Consider the following 16,715-nt stretch of genomic DNA (forward strand, 5'->3'; position numbering starts at 1 on the left):
CAAACTCAGATCTGATTGTCATACAAGGAGTAGTAAGATTTATGACAGGAACGTTGAGCAATGTTGTAACGCTACCGAGTTCGGCAAAACTCTCTCAGGTCGGTGAAATAAACACCGTTCTCATTAATGCTTTCCAAAAGAGGATATTCCCCCCTGTCGATCCTATTCTTACTGACCTGATTCAACATCTGGTAGAGCTTTCTGAGGCTGGCGAAAACAATGTTCAAATTATGCAGTTCATGGAAGCCAGGCAGAACCTGATAAGATCAGAAAGTGAAATCATAGAATACTTCCGGATGGAAGTATTAAAACATTTTCATGATTTTGAAGAAGAGGACAATACAAACACCTCCATATCCCAGGGTGAGTTGTCATTAATTGACAATGGCGATCTTGAGAAAAAACTGGCGTGGCAGTCTGCCGCCAGACAGCTCAGCATGAATGACCATCTTCAATACTTCAACAATATTCAAAACAGGCTGTCCGGATTAATCCATTATGAGCCGGAGAATAATCCACTCGGTGCTCAGAAGATCTGTGAGAGTTTTGCGCAGGCACTATTTCCCGCTCAGCTGGAACCGGAACTGACCCAGGAGCTGCTTTTACAATTTGCTGTCAAGATAAAGCCTGCAGTGATGGAGCTCTGGCATGAAGTAGACGATTACCTTGACTCTATCGGCCTTGAAATCAGTAAACCGGCTACAAAAATTGCAGAAATACCTGAAGATGAACCCTTTTCAAAATCGAAACACATTCAAGTATTATCAGCGGGGAACAGCAGAGATGCTGTTCCCCGAAATAAGCAAGAAGCGCCTGCACCTGATACGAGTCAAAAAACGGAAGACTCATCCCACATCTGGAATGAAGCATTCATAAATGAGCTGGCAAACAGGCTGCTTTCCAGAGTAGAAGGACTCCTGAATGCTCCGTCAAAGGCTCCTGATGCTACGGTGAGTTGCGATGCCAGTCTGTTTGCCAGCGTCGAGCTAGCCAGCACCCTGACATCTATACAAGAAGAGCTCTCAAGTCAAAATGCCTCTATCTTCAGCCTGGCAGAGTCTATAAAAAGCGCTTTGAAAGACAAAGGCGTAAAACAAAAACTATCACCAAGGCACCGTGACCTTATCAACGTGGTCGGCATGCTGTTCGAGTTTATTCTGGACGATCATGAGTTACCGGATGAAGTTAAAAAACTGATTGGCTTACTTCAGATTCCCGTTTTAAAACTGACTTTGCTGGAAGAAAATTTTTTAACCGATCGCCACCATGCGGCAAGAGAATTGCTCAATGACATGACTTCGGCTGGCATGCGTACGACACTGGAGCCAGAAACCGAGAAGCCAGTCATCGAGTTGATTGAAGACACCATCAAGTACATTATCAAACACTTCACAGAAAACCCTGAAATATTTTCCATTTGTCATAAAAACTTTAACGAAAAGCTACTTAAAATCAGGGGTTCCATAGAGCAGAATCAAACCACGACAGAGCCCAATCAGACTGAATCTGCCGTACATGAAGAGGTTGACATTACCGAGGCTATTGATCCCGAAGCTGAGACAGGCGAGGTTAACAACGAGCTCCAGTTCATCATCTCCAATCTTATTTCTACACGCCAATATACAGTCCCGGAGTCCATGGAAAAGCTGGTTAATGACGTTTGGTCTGATATTCTGGAGAGTGTCCTTAGTCACTCAGAATCAACAGACGTTTCATGGTTCGATGCCATCAATACACTGGATATTTTGTTATGGAATCTACAAACTGATCACCTTGACTCAGTCTCAACTCAGGACTGGCTTCTGTTGAAAACTATGTTACTCGACTACCTCAACAAAACCAGTCATGACCCCTTTATCGTAGTTGAATGGATGAATGATTTGGACGCACTGATATCAATACCCAGTGAATTCCCCAGAGAAGAAGTCATTACTGTATCCCCCGAAGATTCAACAGCAGAAGAAGTGCATCCAGAACCGGATACCGAAGAGATCGTACTCCAGAGTAAGAGGTTAGATGATTCTGACCTTGAATTAGGTGCTCTTACCCCTGAAGTCGATGATAATGTTTCAGAAGATGACGAAGTCAGCGAAAAGAATACTCTTGATGAACATACCGGAGTGCAACTAATTGTAGGCCAATGGGTTGAATTCATAGGCAAGAAGGATCAGCATTTCCGTTGCAAACTCTCTTCTATCAATGCAGTCACCCATCGCTATACCTTTGTTAACAGCTCTGGGATGAAAGTTGCCGAAATGTCCGGCTATGCACTCAAGTCCGGCATAGAAAATGAGCGCATCTGTATTATTGAAGACACTCAGTTCTTCGATAAGGCTCTGCATGCCGTGATGAACAAATTCCTGAAGTTTTAGCATCTATCGACGACACATATTCTGAATGCTCTCCAGAACTGATCAAGATAAAAAGGAGGTATCCATTGATCGACCTTGGGAATCTGCGACAGCTCACCGAGGAAGATGCTCCTCTCATGCAGACGCTTCTGGATGAATTCCTGAACACCACAGAAGAAGATCTCAGGTCTCTGGATCAGGCGGTTGAAAAAAAGATGCATCAAGAGATCGCCAGCCTGGCACACCGAATCAAAGGCTCTTCTATGATTGTGGGAGCCAGCCAGCTGATACAGCTGACCAATGAGCTCGAAGAAGTCGGCAAACGCGCTGAAAATGAGAAGTTCGAATCATTACTTTCTGCTATCAAAGAGTGTTACAGCGGTGTTTCTGAAGCTATCAGAAAGCTGTAAAGACCACGACTACAGTTGTCTGACGGGAGCTGTACTCAAACCGGAAAGATCCTGCCGGATAATCTCAGCAGCCAATGTTACCGGAAGCATTCCGATGACCCGGATCAAGGCTACAGAACCACTGTTGCATGCACTCTTTGTCTGTTTTAAGACAGTCAGACAGGAGACGAGTCTTTTATGGAGGTTTGATGGGAGCGATTTATCCGGTAGAGTAACGCCTCTTAACCCATAAACAGAACGTGCGGAATGAGTCTGACCTCCACCCCACTATCAACACCCTCTCCACAGAGCCTTGCTAAAGACTTGGCCAGGTGTGCCCGGGGGGAACAAAAAGCCTTAAAAAATCTTTACCAGCAGACTTCGGCGAAACTCTTTGCCGTGATCCTGCGTATATTGAAAGACAGGGAGCTTGCTGAAGACTGCCTTCAGCAGGTTTATATCAAAATCTGGCAGGCATCATCCAGCTATAACAGCAGCAAGGCTGCTCCTATGACCTGGATGAACACCATTGCCAGAAATCAGGCACTGGACCATTTGCGAAAGCTGAAACGAGAGCCCCAGATGGAAACGGAAACCCTTGACTTGCAGGTCGACCAGAGTTCCAGCCAGGAACAAATGGTGACGGACAGGCAGAACAGTCAAGAGGTTCACCGCTGTCTGAAAACTCTGAATGATAACCAGAGACGCTGTCTGGAACTCAGTTATTTTGATGGAATGACTCATCAGAATCTTTCTAACCAGCTGGAGGTTCCTATTGGCACCGTGAAAACATGGATTCGACGTGGACTGATGAGGTTGAAGGAATGCATGACCGCTTAGACCTGAGCAATCCTGATGAAAGAAATCAGGCTGCAGCAGACTATGTGCTCGGTTTGCTGACGCCCGATGAAAAAGCTCAATTTGAAGTATTGATGGCCGTGAGCCACGATGCTCAGCGTGAAGTTGATGAATGGCGAGAGCATCTGGATGTTCTGAACGAGGCTTTACTTCCTGTGAAGCCGCCAAAATATATCTGGAAAAATATTCAGAAAGCCACCAGCAACAAAGAATCATTCTGGAGCAGCCTGAAGTTCTGGCAAGGTACCGCTTTTGCCTCTGTTGCCCTGGCTCTTTTGATGGCTCTGGCGAACTTCCAATCGGTCAACCCGACAGGTATGGAGTACGTTTATGTCGTCAATAATCAGGAAAAAAGCCCCGGGTGGATTCTCAACGCATCTCTGGGCAGTAAAAAGCTGGTCATGGAGACCGTTCAGCCTGATTCCGTCCCTGAAGGGAAAGCCTGTGAACTATGGTTGATGATGGATGGTGTTGAGCCCATTTCTCTGGGAATGCTGCCTGAATCAGGCACTAAAGAGATGACGATACCCAGGGGGTGGGCAGAAAAGCTTTCCAAAGCGAAGATTGTAGTCACACTGGAGGACCAGAAGGGCGCACCCAACGGCTGGGATATGGGGCCTGTTCTGAACAAAGGAAACTGGAGTACACGGACTTATTAAACTCATAGACACTGCCTGTAAAAGCAGTGTCTAACCTTATGATTACCAGGGGATCAGGGCGCCATCATAGTTAAAAAACTGACCACTGTTCTCCAGCCCAAGCCGCTCAATCACTGCAATCAGTCCTTTTATGGAGATTCGGGTATCAATCAGAGCATTGGGTCCACCCATATCAGTCAAAACCCAACCCGGGTGACAGATAGCAACACTGATTCCCTTATCCGACAGATCGTGCGCCATACTCTTGCCAACAGCATTTAATGCCGCTTTTGTGGAGCGGTAAATGTAGCTTCCACCACTTGTGTTGTCAGCGATACTGCCCATTTTGCTGGTCATCAATACAATCTTTGAACCCTGAGGCATGAATTCAACCAGCTCCTGCACCAGCAAAAGAGGTGCAATGGTGTTGACTTTCATGACCTTGAGCCATTCTTCAGACTCAACTTCGCCGAATTTTAGTCGCTGACCGTAGATGCCCGCATTATTGACCAGTATATCGATCTGCTCTCCCTGCAACGTGTTCTTCAGATTCGTTCTCTGTGCAGGATGGGTGACATCCAGCGGCACCGTTTCCAGCTTTTCACAGTATTGCTGCTTCAACTTCAGCAGATCTTCCGCCGACTCCGGTGCCCGACAACAGGCATAGACCTTGTCGCCTTTTTCCAAAAACTGCCTGCAATACTCAAGACCCAGACCCCGGTTTGCTCCGGTCACCACCACCGTTTTAGTCATCACTTAACTCCTCATAAAGACTGTCCAGACGAGCCAGATACTCAGACCTTTCTGAACGCTCAAGAAAACTGGCATTGAAGCTGTTTCGAATCAATTGATAAACAGACTGATCGTCCAACCCTAACGCTTGCTGCATAGCACGGAAATTGTCGTTGATATAACCACCAAAATAGGAGGGATCATCAGAATTGATAGTGACACAGAGTCCTTTGTCCAGCATCTGCTTAAGATTATGGTCTGACAGTCTGTCAAATACACACAACTTGACGTTCGAAAGGGGACACACTGTCAAAGGAATTTTGTTCTCAACCAGATATTGAACCAGACTTTCGTCATCCAGGCATCGAACACCATGATCAACCCGCAATACTTTCAGTGCCTTCAAAGCCCCCCAAATGTACTCTGCCGGACCTTCTTCTCCTGCATGAGCAACGGCCTTCAACCCAGCCTGTCTGGCTTTGTCAAAGACCTCGGCAAACATCTCCGGAGGGTTCCCCAACTCAGTAGAGTCGAGACCGACAGCAATCATTCTCTGATGCCAGGGTTTCGACATTTCAAACGTGTTCAGCGCTGCCCCGGCACCCAAGTGTCGGAGAAAACACATAATGATGTGACTGCTGATACCCAGCTGTTTCCTGCCATCCTGAAGTGCGGCATCAATGCCTTCAAACACAGTGCCAAATGCAATACCTCTATCGGTGTGGGTCTGTGGGTCAAAGAAAATCTCGGTATGGATCACATTGTCCTTTTGACAGCGCTCAAGATACGCCCAGGTCAAATCATAGAAATCCTGCCCGGTCTGAAGAACCCGGGCGCCGGCATAGTAAATATCCAGAAAGGATTGCAGATTGGAAAACTGGTAGGCATCCCGGACGTCGTCGATACTTTGGTAGGGAAGGCTGATTTTATTTCTTTCAGCCAGAGAAAACATCAGTTCGGGTTCCAGAGTACCTTCAATATGCAGATGAAGCTCTGCTTTGGGTAACGTGTCAATCATGGAAGAGTCTGCCTTTTCATCTGCCATTGAGGAAAGTCGGGAGTTCATTCTTGAATGAATACTGCATTTCCACGCTAAAAAGAGCTATTCTTTCAGAAGATACTCACAATACTGCTCTGCCTGCAAATCAGGCAGCGATATCAGCAAGAATGCTTTCGCTTTCAGGCGTCCTTTCTTGCTAAAAACCACGGAATGGTACTATGTCGAAAATTGATGGCTCAGGACAACCGCTCCCCCAGACACAATTTGACCCCAAAAAACCCCTTGTCGATGAAGGCAATGCGTCTGCTGATCCCGCCCAAGCGAAGAAATATCTCTCATCAGAGAAGCCAGAGTCAGGACCAGGAAACAAGTCGATTCTCTCCAGAGGTATCAAAACAACGCCCTCGGAAGGCAAATTGGCGCCTGCAGAACTGGGCATGATGTTGGAGTTTTTTAAAGAGGGTGATTTAGTCGGTGCTCAGATGTCCATGGATCGCTTCATCAAGGACCTGAATCAACTGAATAAACTGATCTCAACCTTACCAAAAAATCAGTCAGATGGAGCCATGAAACTGTTAGCCGGCTTCGCTGGCCAGCTCACTGCTGAAGATATCGTCAGTAAACTGGTGGTTTCAGACGTTTCATTGACAGAGCAATTTGAACAAATCAGTGAGTATATGACTCAGCTGGGCACTTCAGAGAACCCGGTCAGAATCATTGCCAAAGTCAGGGCCCATGACTACCTCGATAACAGCAGGCTTGGGCAGGATCTCCTCCCGGAAATGGTTGAGCGTACGGAAAAAGAATGCCTCTCTTCTTTAAGTCAGATGATCAACAAACTGGGGGTGAAGTTACAGGAAGGGGAGCTGACGCCTGATCAGCAGAAGGCCCTGGAGCAGCAACTTCGTCAGATTCGCATCGAAATGTCCGCTTTATAACCGGGCTTAGAAAGAAGAAAAGCCGTCAAACACTGTCTGACGGCTTTTCTTGATCTGAAATCTCTTTAATTCAGACCAGTACCAGCATCACAGTCACCACACTCAAAACCAGAGTGGCTCCATAAAGCAGTGCTTTCAGCCCTGCCCCCGGATGAAAACCCAAATCATGCAGTCCGTGGTAAATCCGGTGGATACAGGCCCAGTAGGAAGGCACCAGGGCGACCAGAAGAACCAACTGTCCAATCAGGTTATTCAGGAAGAAACCTGACATTCTTTCATAAGAAAGCGCTTCTGCAGGAATCACGCCCAGAGATACCGCCAGGATCACCAGGATCACAGCCGGGAAGAAGAAGGCGATTGTCGTGCCACCAGCGCCAAACAGGCTCCAGAGCAACGGCTCAATATGTCTTTTCTGACTCATGACTCTCTCCCTCAAAACCGCACTAGAGCTGCAAAAATAATGACAGAAACTGCTGCCAGACCTGCATACATCAGTTTATTGACCAGATTATCAGCCACCATCTTGCGAATCTGCTGAGGTAATACCCGTGGTGTCATATCAAAATAGGTGACTGCATGAAACAGAGTCATCCCCAGTGTCACAACAGTGAACAAAATCATCAGAGGATTAGCCTGAAAAGACAGCCAGGCCTCCCAGGCATCTTTTCCCCGGGTTAGCTGAAGAATACCGAAGAACAGGTTGATACTGTATAGCGCATCAAACAGAGAGGTTGCTTCCCTGACCATATAGGTGCGGTAAAAAGGATGATCCTTATACCAGGTGCGCTTCATGGGGCGCACATAAGGACGACGACTCATCACTTGCCTCCTTTACGCGGCATCAGGAAAGACAAAGCCCAGTCCTGGGCACCCTGCAACTTGTTCTGGTTGATAGCAGCAGCCGGATCGACATTCTTCGGGCAGACCTCTGAGCAATAGCCCACGAAGGTACAGGACCAAACACCATTCTTGCCCTGAATGACTTCGGTACGCTCATCATAACCATCATCCCGCGTATCCAGATTATAACGGTGTCCCAGTGCAATAACGGCTGGGCCCGTAAACAGCGGATTAATTCCCATTTGCGGGCAGGCTGAATAGCAAAGCATGCAGTTAATGCAGCTGGAGAACTGCTTGTAAAGGCTCAACTCTTTGGGTGTCTGTCTGTTCACACCTTCTACAACCGGTTTTTCCATTGCGTTGATGATGTAGGGCTTAACGGACTCCAGTTTTTTGATAAAGTCTTCTGCATCCACCACCAGATCCCGCTCAATCGGGAAGTTAGCCAGAGGTTCTACCCTGATAGTTCCCTTGTAATCCCTCAGGAAGGTCTCACAACCCAGTTTTGGTGTTCCATTAATGACCATGCCGCAGCTACCGCAGACAGCCATACGGCAAGACCAGCGATAGGCCAGGGAAGAGTCCAGTTCGTCCTTGATGTATTCAAGGGCATCCAACATGGACCACTCTTCGAGGAAAGGCACCTCAAACTTGCCATAACCGGGCTTCTCATCGCTTTCCGGGTTGTACCTCAGAATCTTGATGTTGATTGTCTTGTGACTCATTTTCAGCTCTCCCGTCACTTTGTATCAGACGCCGCAGCACTCTTTTCAGCCACAGCGCCCTTCTCAGCCGCTGCACCGTAAACACGCTCTTCTGGCTGATAACGAGTAATATTGACGTTCTGGTAGTCCAAACGGGGAGCTGAGTCACCGTTATAGTAGGCCAGAGTGTGTTTCAGGAACTTCTCGTCGTCACGGTGTTCGAAGCCATCAATCCGCTGGTGAGCACCACGAGACTCCTTGCGATTCAGGGCGCCTACAGCCATGGTTTCAGCGACAGCGAGAGAGCTTTGCAACTCAAAAGCCTGCAAGAGCTCAGTGTTGAAAGCCTTGCTGCGGTCTTCAACCCGAACGTTACGAAAGCGCTCACGAAGCTCTGCAATCTTGTCGACCCCTTCCTGCATCTCTTCGCCGATTCGATAGATACCAAAACAACGCTCCATAGTTTTCGCCATCTCATGACGAATGTGAGAAGCTTTTTCAGTACCCTTTGCGTTGCGCAGGTTTTCGATGCTGACCAGGTGCATTTTCGCCTGATCCATTAGTTTTTTCTCATCGGACATTACAGCCTGTTGAGCAAACCCGGCTGCTTTATCACCCGCCAGGGCACCGAATACCACCGTTTCTGCCAGCGAATTTGAGCCCAGACGGTTGGCACCATGCATACCCACGCTGGCGCATTCACCCGCAGCGAAGAGGCCGGGAATATCGGCGGCACAGCTGATATCAGTTCGGATCCCCCCCATGGTGTAATGAACCGCAGGACGAACCGGGACAGGCTGATGAACAGGATCAACACCTACATAGTTTTTAGCCAGTGAGCAGATCAGCGGCAGGCGCTCCATCAGTGTTTTTTCACCCAGGTGACGAAGATCCAGCAGTACGGCATCACCCAGAGGGGTTTCAATGGTATTGCCCTTGCGCTGCTCATTCCAGAAAGCCTGAGAGAGCTTGTCACGTGGGCCCAGTTCCATGTACTTGTTCTTTGGCTGACCCACCGGTGTCTCCGGACCCAGGCCGTAATCCTGCAAATAGCGATAGCCATGCTTATTGAGGAGAATACCGCCTTCACCACGACATCCTTCCGTCATCAGAATTCCTGAACCGGGCAGACCGGTTGGGTGATATTGAACAAACTCCATATCTCTCAGGGGCGCACCCGCTCTCATAGCCATGCCATGACCATCACCGGTCACAATGGCACCATTAGTGTTGAAGCGGAATACACGACCAGAACCACCGGTTGCCATAATCACGGCTTTAGCCAGAAAAACCTTCGGCTCACCGGTTTTAACTTCAATAGCCACCACACCCTGAATACGGCCCTCTTCAACAATCAGGTCAGTAGCAAAGTACTCGTCAAAACGTTCAATAGCAGGATATTTGACAGATGTCTGGTAAAGCGTGTGCAACATGTGGAAGCCGGATTTGTCAGCAGCAAACCAGGTTCTCTCAATCTTCATACCGCCAAATGGACGTACATTAACATTACCATCCGGTTTCCGGCTCCATGGACATCCCCAGTGTTCCAGCCGAATCATTTCTTCAGTAGCATTCTGAACAAAGTAATCGACAGCATCCTGATCACAGAGCCAGTCACCACCCGAAACGGTATCCTTGAAGTGATTCTCGAAAGAGTCATGATCCTGAATAACGCCAGCCGACCCCCCTTCTGCTGCCACAGTGTGACTGCGCATCGGGTAGACTTTTGAAAGCAGTGCGATATTCAGGTTTGGGTCTTTTTCTGCAACCGCTATAGCTGCACGAAGGCCAGTAGCGCCAGCACCTACAATTGCAACATCGGTCTTAATGACCTGCATTTTATGCCAACCTCTTCTGAAGGTCCGGCCTTTCAGTCAGGCAGCAGCCTTCATCAAAACCGGACAGGGGTGAGTGAAATCGTCAGAAAGGAAACCTTTTGGGTAATCTCTGGCTACTGCCTGATGGATGGTTGGATTTTCAATGCTCACATTGAAAGCCAGTATAGCTCTATTCAATGCTCTTTATGGCTGATGCAATGACAGTGGCCAACCAAACCCATTAACAAGTTAATAAGTTGAATATACTCACTAAGAACATCTTAAACAATCAGTTCAAATCTCATAGTTATGAGTATTTAACACATACTGACTCTCACAGGGGGAGTACAATGTCCGAACCATTATTATTCACACCAAAAATACGGGTAAGCCAGTATCTGAATATGACTCAGGGACTGAGAAAAAACGATCAGGGAAGGTTATCGCGTTATATATGAATCACAATCATTTTGGCTCATCGAACATGGAGTGATCGTTGGTAATACTGGTTACAGCTTCAGAGTTAATTCTTTCAAAGCGTTTTTGTAGCGCCTTGATTTGCAGATCCACACTGGCATCAACAACCCCGATGTCACTCTCCATGATACAGTCACCGGTAGACAGACGCTCATCCGAAACAAGATCTATAAAGCCTACACCTTTGTATTCCCCCAGTATTTCATTGAGTCTTGCTTTAACCATCTTGAATTGACTGGGAGGGATACGTATGGTGACTTGCTTCTCATTTCTGACATGCTGTAGGGCATTTTTTACCAGACTTACGGCAAGTTCTTCCTGATCATATTCACCAATTATTTTTTTAATCCCCGACATCAGAATATCAGCCAGGGCTTTCTCCACCTCTGAGAGATAGTTTATGGTTCGACTGACAACCTTAAGCATCTGCTCAGCCTGATCCACCTTACCTTCTGCTAAACCTTCTTCAAAACCTCTCTGCTTTTCTTTCTCATAGGCCTGACGAGACTGCTCCAGTATTTCTCTGGCATGCTCCCGAGCTTTGCTGACGATTTCTTCAGACTCAAGATAGTCTGCATAATCTTGTGATTTCAGGACTTTCGCTGACGGGTCAATCGTCAACTGTCCGGAAGTCAGACGAACAGGTGACGCCATTCTCTATTCACCTCTTTATGAACTTTAACGACCAGTGTCTTGCACTGATTGATATCCAGGTCCGATTTCTCTGAACTCCGGTCTGAACTCCAGATAGTATCGCGAAATGAAACAGGCAGTTTTAATTCCAGCCTTTTGATAAAGGCAGGAGAACTCTCTGAGAAAGCCCTTCCAAGCACCTGAAAACCGGATTGCGTAAGATATCGTTTAAAACTATCGAGATGATCCCAGTCAATCAAAAAACTTGGCCCCAGATCAGTTCCGATGCGACTGAAAAACTGCGCCTTTTTAACCGCGAAACGAAACCCATCCTCACCCAACGTTTTCTTTAGCAACAGCCTTTCCCGCTTACGAAGGGTATTTCGAATAACACTTTCGTTGAGAATAATACCCAAATAAAAAGCCAGTTTTGTAATGGCTTCTTCGTCAGCCAGCGCTACTCTTTTGTGCTTTTCATCAAAGTCGTAATCAAAGTCGTTGCTAAGATCAAACTCTTTTAATAAAAAATGAGACAGATGAAAATCTGCATTACCGGCCTTTCTGAGCTGTTTGACCAATGGTGATAACTTGATGGTTTGCAACCAGCTGTGATGGATAAAGCGCACCAGGTACAGGTTAAATTCAGCAATGGACTGAAACAGTTCTAATTCAGGGTCCATCTGAAGGTTTGGTTGCTCTGTGTTCATTCAGTCTTCCTGACTTTCTTCTTGCCTTTCTTCATAAACATCATCCAATACAGTGCTCCACAACCAGCAAGGGTCATGATCAAAAGAAACAGGAGCCCATAGATAACCCCTCTCAAAGCCCCTGCAGAAGAAGGATTGACCTTAACGAAAAATACCGATTCCATTTTGGGTGCAGCACTGCTCCCCTGATTAATACGGGTAGCAGGAAACAGAGAAACCGTGATTTTATCCAGGGACAGTCCTTCAATACTGTTAGACACCAGTGTTTTGACCTTTGGAATGAAACCCGCCAGCTCCAGCTCTGGTGTGTACTTGATAAACACAGAGGCCGATGAAGGGTAATTGACGTCACTCAGAGAATCCTGCTCCTGAGGCAACACCACATGAACACGAGCGGTGATGACACCATCAATCATGGATAATGTTGATGAAAGCTCCTGTGACATGGAATAGGTATAACGAGCTCTCTCTTCAGTGGGTGAGGAGATCAGACCATCTTTCGGAAAAATATCACCAATGGAAGAGTACTTCTCCTTGGGATATCCATAACCACGCAACAACTTGATCGAACGTGAAACTTCGTCAGATGGCACCATCAGGGTCACCATCTTTTCTTTATTAATGAGCTTCTCTGCAGGTATGCCCCCATCCAGCAGGATAGCCAGCATATCATTGCCTTCCTTTTCAGAAAGACCAGAGTAGAGCTCAACCTTACACCCGGCCAGCAGAAAGCTGAGACAGATGACTCCCAGGTATTTCAGAGTACGGTGCACAGTTCCCTTGATCATGAACGGGTGACTCCGGCTGTATTTCTGGATCCAAAATAACCAGACAGCTGTGCACCTGCTTCAGGACTCCGTCAGGAATTACTGATTGCGCAGCAGAGTATCAAACGTCTGGGTACTCTTACTGACAATCTTCCCTATGTAGTCCTCGGTGACCATCAGGTTGGTCATGGCCATCTGGGTTTTAAACATGTCCTGCATGGTCATGGTTTCACCAGGCTGCAGGTTGGAGACGACATTCTCTTTACCTGCTTCAACATGCTCTCTTAACCCCTGCATACCTCTGAGAATCTTATCTCCCAGAGTCAGGGCTCCCCCTTCTGGCTGACCAACAGCTGATGCAGCTTGTATTGCCTGCTGTCCATCGGCATCACCTGACAGCAAGTTGCCAAATTTATCTGCCGCACCTGCATCCACTTTCTCCGGAACGGCAAAGGTTTCGGCAGATTCAAGTGCTTTCTCTGTCAGGCCTTTTGAGTTGATAATATTTTCGGCCATATAACAGACCTCTTGAGTTGGTCACAGTTTTCAGCAGGTCAAGCCTGCCACCCTACGGAGCCTTAAGCAGCAAGCTGCTCAGATTGTCTTATTATTGTTTCGATAGCACTTTCGACGGTTGGACGGGAGAACTGTTCATTATTGAGATAAATCAACCAGACCAGTTCCTCTTCTCCTTTCAGTCCTGCCTGCAATGGCAGCACAAGTGACTGGGTGTAATGACACTTTTTTAGCGCGTAAACCAGACTTTTGGAGGCATCGAATCGGGACAATCCCTGAACCATGTAGACCAGAACACCCTCTTCCTGTGTCTCCAGATACAGGGTCCTTTCTGATTCAAATTCCATGCTGATCACTCCGGATACGCCGAAACTGAGTCCCTCAACACCCATTCCCCGGCCGATATCCGAAACCACCTCATCGCGCCAATCCATAGCTTGCTTCCCTCGTGCTAAACAGCTTTCACAGGCACGCCCTGCCCTTTTTCAGCTGTAGAGTCTTCAATGGTGGCTACTGAGATTTTTGTTCCTTCCCAGCAGCAAAAAAAGGCGTTTCAACTTTCTTACTTGATGGCAAATCCAGAGAGGCGGTTACTTCACCCAGAAAACTATCATCCAGCTTGGCATCCAGATCAGCCTCTTCAATGGCCTCTGACTCTTCCTCTTCAATTTTGCTATCCAGACTGTCTGTTGCCGCAGACAGCATATTCAGTTTGGTCTCATCATTGGTAAATACTTCTTCGGGAATGGACCTCACGATATCGACGATGGAAGTCAACGCAAAAATATGAGCTTCCAGTTTTTCCAGATTCATTTTTAACGGCAATTTTTCAAAATCAGACTCTGTCACCCACTGTTGATCGACAAGATCGAGCATCTCTTCCATCAGCACCAATCGAACGACTTTTTCTTCAGGGAATGTTCTTTCCAGCCTCTCTTCAGCTTCGCAACAGGCATCATGAACACCCGACTGAATCTTCAGCCCTTTCATATCATCAATAATGACTTTCAATCTGACCGGTGAAGTGGAGTGAGTGGTGCAGTTCAAATCCGTCGCAAGGAGATCAAGTTGTCCCTGAATAGCTCCTTCCAGATTCTCTGCTCCGTAGGTTTCTACCAGATAGCGATAAGTTGTCTTGAGTGAACCGTCATCACGCACATGATCCATCTTCGCTGAATCAATGAGGTTGGCATAGCTTTCACGGACCGTACGAACATCAACATCAAAGCCCATCTCTTCGATCATCTCGGCTGCTGACTCAGAGATATTGAGGCCAGCCTGGATCAGTGTCGGGTTCTTTTCCCTGATGCTTTGCTGAGCCGTACGAATTTGATTGGCTTTTTCCTGGTCTCCCTGCTCTTCAAAATATTCTGCGGCAAAATCCAGTGCCGCAAATTGCTCAAGCACGTCGTCCGAAAATTCCTGGGCCTGCTTCAGAACCTGATTGGGGTTGAGATTGGTTTGATTACTGAAATTGTTAACCAGATCCTTGAATGCCTGGGTTTCCTGAATAGCCTGTATTTTCTTGATGCGCTCAAGCAGCTTGTCGGAGAGTTCTGAACCACTGGAAAGTTTTCTGTCTTTGAGTTTGGTTTGCTTGAAGCGGTCAGCGACCATGGAAAGCTCTTCTGCACTGTCAAGCAGCGCAGAAGTGGCATCAGACCGAACCTGAACCGTTTGTCCGGCAACCTTGCCTTTGGCTCCCTGGTTGCCTGCAACGTTCTGGTTACTCTCCAGAAACGATGGCGCTGATGCACCACCGGCCCTGTCGAGTGGAATAGTCATGTCATGCCTCCTGCATGCTGTGGACGGGAACCCTCAGAGTCTGAACGTCTCTGTTTAGCCTCGTGTAGTGGTTTTCAGTGTTTCGAACCAGGTTCGTATAATTTCATCCATCTTACTCTGAACAGTCTTCACCATGTCCTGCTGCAACTGCATCCACTCAGATGCACTCTGAGCCGAGTTTTCGTGGGTTTTCTGGAAGGCTTCATGCTCTTTCTGTCTTGCCTGGTGTCCTGCAGCGTAATAGTTAAAGCCCCCGGAAACAATGTCACCCGCTCCCGTCGCTATCTGAGCCTTCTGGGTAGCCAACTGCATCCTGACCTGCTTCTCAGCGGCGGAACCACCACCCGATGCTCCTCTCATTGCAATAATACCTCCACCAATTTTCATGGTACCGCTGATCGTGCCTGCTATCAGAGTGTAGAGGGCCGCTGATCTCATTTCTTCGGCCTGGTGCAAAACTTCCTGCTTGGCTGCATCATACTCAGCGGCCCTGGTTTCTCTGGCGGTTCTTCGACCCTGAACACCCATCTCGTGAAGGAGTTCAAACACTGTAAAAATGTCCACCAGCTGTTGCAGCACTCTGTCACCGATCGGGCTGCCTGTTGATAGTACGTTGGCGGCCTTTGCCATCTCTTGCAAATGAGCAAGCTGATTAGAATCTATTGATCGGGCAAGCTTACCTTGAGTTTTCAACGATTGAGGATCGGCCGTGGCCAGCAACACATCGGCTTCTGCATCACTAAAGCCCATCTGTTTAAGTAGTTCTTTCTGTTGTTCAGTACCAAATGTCTGGCCGTTCAACAGAGCCGTCAAACGTTCTGCCTGAGCATTGCTGAATCCCTGAGAGGCAAGGGCCGATTTATTTTTCCCGGACCCGGCCTGATGAGTTGACATCAGTGAATTGCCTTCATCATCCGGATCAGCCAGTGACAGCAAGGCATCCACCTGACTTTCACTGAAACCCATGGCCTTCAGAGCATCTTTTTTACCCTGTAAGGCTGATTCACCGCCATGCAGGGACGCCAAAGAGTTGCCTGCATCATCGGGATCAGCCAGTGACATCAGAGCATCGAGCTGGCTCTGACTGAAGCCCATTCCGGCAAGAACACTTCTCTTACCCTCAGCAGTTCCGAGATTATGGCCATGAAGGTTACTTATAAGACCGGCGCTGCCGTTCAAAAGATCAGCGTTTTTTTTCAGTTGCTGTTGCTGTTCCGGGCTGAGGTTACCAGTGCGCAACCCTTCCGCCAGCTTCTGAGTATTTTCAAGAGATGACTGAGTTTGCTTGCTGATATCGTTGACGTCAGAACTGGCTGTTTCAAGATGGGTGGGCTTGACATCACCGGGTTTATCAAGCTCTGGTGCTCTCTTCTGTTGACCTTTCAAAACTTCGGTACTTTTGCTTTCACGGGAATATCGAAGGTTTTCGCCGTCAAGATCTCCCCGTCCGACTTCATCCAGCGGCGCTGTGCCACCTGACCCTGATGTCTGGGAACTATAGTCCACTGGCGTATTCTGTGACGCGCCTGTCTGTCCTACCTGTGACATAATCTACCTCCTTGA

General features: G+C 47.6%; 18 protein-coding genes. 5 read left to right on the forward strand and 13 right to left on the reverse strand.

What is annotated here, in order from left to right; all coding sequences use genetic code 11:
• The first annotated feature begins 41 nt into the window (after positions 1-41).
• From ACO6VG_RS25345 to ACO6VG_RS25360, 4 genes are all read left to right on the forward strand, one after another.
• A complete protein-coding gene (locus ACO6VG_RS25345) occupies positions 42-2,372 on the forward strand; it encodes a DUF1631 family protein (RefSeq protein WP_422476185.1) in 2,331 nt (776 codons plus the stop codon).
• Between the two features lie 65 nt (positions 2,373-2,437).
• Positions 2,438-2,761 (forward strand): Hpt domain-containing protein, encoded by a 324-nt coding sequence (locus ACO6VG_RS25350; RefSeq protein WP_422134865.1) that lies wholly within the window; start codon positions 2,438-2,440, stop codon positions 2,759-2,761.
• Between the two features lie 246 nt (positions 2,762-3,007).
• Complete coding sequence (locus ACO6VG_RS25355) at positions 3,008-3,580, forward strand: sigma-70 family RNA polymerase sigma factor (protein WP_422134866.1); 573 nt, start codon at positions 3,008-3,010, stop codon at positions 3,578-3,580.
• Positions 3,565-4,257, forward strand: coding sequence for an anti-sigma factor (locus tag ACO6VG_RS25360; protein ID WP_422134867.1), 693 nt, complete (start codon positions 3,565-3,567; stop codon positions 4,255-4,257). Before ACO6VG_RS25355 ends, ACO6VG_RS25360 begins: the two co-directional genes overlap by 16 nt.
• A 42-nt stretch (positions 4,258-4,299) precedes the next feature.
• On the opposite strand, the gene ACO6VG_RS25365 is transcribed toward ACO6VG_RS25360, so the two are convergent.
• Both ACO6VG_RS25365 and ACO6VG_RS25370 read right to left on the reverse strand, forming a co-directional pair.
• Positions 4,300-4,989, reverse strand: a complete 690-nt coding sequence (locus ACO6VG_RS25365; protein ID WP_422476187.1) for an SDR family oxidoreductase — start codon at positions 4,987-4,989, stop codon at positions 4,300-4,302.
• Positions 4,982-5,986 carry an adenosine deaminase gene (locus ACO6VG_RS25370; protein WP_422134869.1) on the reverse strand — a complete coding sequence of 335 codons (1,005 nt, stop codon included), beginning with the start codon at positions 5,984-5,986 and terminating at the stop codon, positions 4,982-4,984. Before ACO6VG_RS25370 ends, ACO6VG_RS25365 begins: the two co-directional genes overlap by 8 nt.
• A 200-nt stretch (positions 5,987-6,186) precedes the next feature.
• Here ACO6VG_RS25370 and ACO6VG_RS25375 point away from each other — a divergent pair, with 200 nt between their 5' ends.
• Positions 6,187-6,906 carry a hypothetical protein gene (locus tag ACO6VG_RS25375; protein ID WP_422134870.1) on the forward strand — a complete coding sequence of 240 codons (720 nt, stop codon included), beginning with the start codon at positions 6,187-6,189 and terminating at the stop codon, positions 6,904-6,906.
• Between the two features lie 70 nt (positions 6,907-6,976).
• Here ACO6VG_RS25375 and frdD read toward each other — a convergent pair whose 3' ends face one another.
• From frdD to ACO6VG_RS25430, 11 genes are all read right to left on the reverse strand, one after another.
• The gene (gene frdD / locus ACO6VG_RS25380) at positions 6,977-7,327 is read right to left on the reverse strand and encodes a fumarate reductase subunit FrdD (protein WP_317145485.1); all 351 of its coding nucleotides are present in this window, start codon (positions 7,325-7,327) and stop codon (positions 6,977-6,979) included.
• Between the two features lie 11 nt (positions 7,328-7,338).
• Positions 7,339-7,725, reverse strand: a complete 387-nt coding sequence (locus ACO6VG_RS25385) for a hypothetical protein (protein ID WP_422134871.1) — start codon at positions 7,723-7,725, stop codon at positions 7,339-7,341.
• Positions 7,725-8,471: a succinate dehydrogenase/fumarate reductase iron-sulfur subunit gene (locus ACO6VG_RS25390; RefSeq protein WP_422134872.1), complete on the reverse strand. Its 747-nt coding sequence runs from the start codon at positions 8,469-8,471 to the stop codon at positions 7,725-7,727. The genes ACO6VG_RS25385 and ACO6VG_RS25390 overlap by 1 nt, the downstream gene beginning before the upstream one ends.
• A gap of 14 nt (positions 8,472-8,485) precedes the next feature.
• A complete protein-coding gene (gene frdA, locus ACO6VG_RS25395) occupies positions 8,486-10,288 on the reverse strand; it encodes a fumarate reductase (quinol) flavoprotein subunit (RefSeq protein ID WP_422134873.1) in 1,803 nt (600 codons plus the stop codon).
• A 444-nt stretch (positions 10,289-10,732) separates the two neighbouring features.
• Positions 10,733-11,398: an HrpE/YscL family type III secretion apparatus protein gene (locus ACO6VG_RS25400; RefSeq protein WP_422134874.1), complete on the reverse strand. Its 666-nt coding sequence runs from the start codon at positions 11,396-11,398 to the stop codon at positions 10,733-10,735.
• Entirely contained in the window at positions 11,377-12,084 is a 708-nt protein-coding gene (locus tag ACO6VG_RS25405) for a SctK family type III secretion system sorting platform protein (protein ID WP_422134875.1), read from the reverse strand. Before ACO6VG_RS25405 ends, ACO6VG_RS25400 begins: the two co-directional genes overlap by 22 nt.
• A complete protein-coding gene (sctJ, locus tag ACO6VG_RS25410; RefSeq protein ID WP_422134876.1) occupies positions 12,081-12,872 on the reverse strand; it encodes a type III secretion system inner membrane ring lipoprotein SctJ in 792 nt (263 codons plus the stop codon). Before sctJ ends, ACO6VG_RS25405 begins: the two co-directional genes overlap by 4 nt.
• 78 nt (positions 12,873-12,950) lie before the next feature.
• Positions 12,951-13,367 carry an EscI/YscI/HrpB family type III secretion system inner rod protein gene (locus ACO6VG_RS25415; protein ID WP_422134877.1) on the reverse strand — a complete coding sequence of 139 codons (417 nt, stop codon included), beginning with the start codon at positions 13,365-13,367 and terminating at the stop codon, positions 12,951-12,953.
• Positions 13,368-13,429: 62 nt separating this feature from the next.
• Entirely contained in the window at positions 13,430-13,801 is a 372-nt protein-coding gene (locus ACO6VG_RS25420; RefSeq protein WP_422134878.1) for a hypothetical protein, read from the reverse strand.
• Positions 13,802-13,877: 76 nt separating this feature from the next.
• Positions 13,878-15,152 (reverse strand): TyeA family type III secretion system gatekeeper subunit, encoded by a 1,275-nt coding sequence (locus tag ACO6VG_RS25425; RefSeq protein ID WP_422134879.1) that lies wholly within the window; start codon positions 15,150-15,152, stop codon positions 13,878-13,880.
• Between the two features lie 54 nt (positions 15,153-15,206).
• Positions 15,207-16,700 (reverse strand): hypothetical protein, encoded by a 1,494-nt coding sequence (locus ACO6VG_RS25430; RefSeq protein ID WP_422476190.1) that lies wholly within the window; start codon positions 16,698-16,700, stop codon positions 15,207-15,209.
• Positions 16,701-16,715: the final 15 nt, after the last annotated feature.

It is taken from the genome of Endozoicomonas sp. ALB032, from assembly GCF_049310125.1.
Taxonomy (GTDB): Bacteria; Pseudomonadota; Gammaproteobacteria; order Pseudomonadales; family Endozoicomonadaceae; genus Endozoicomonas_A.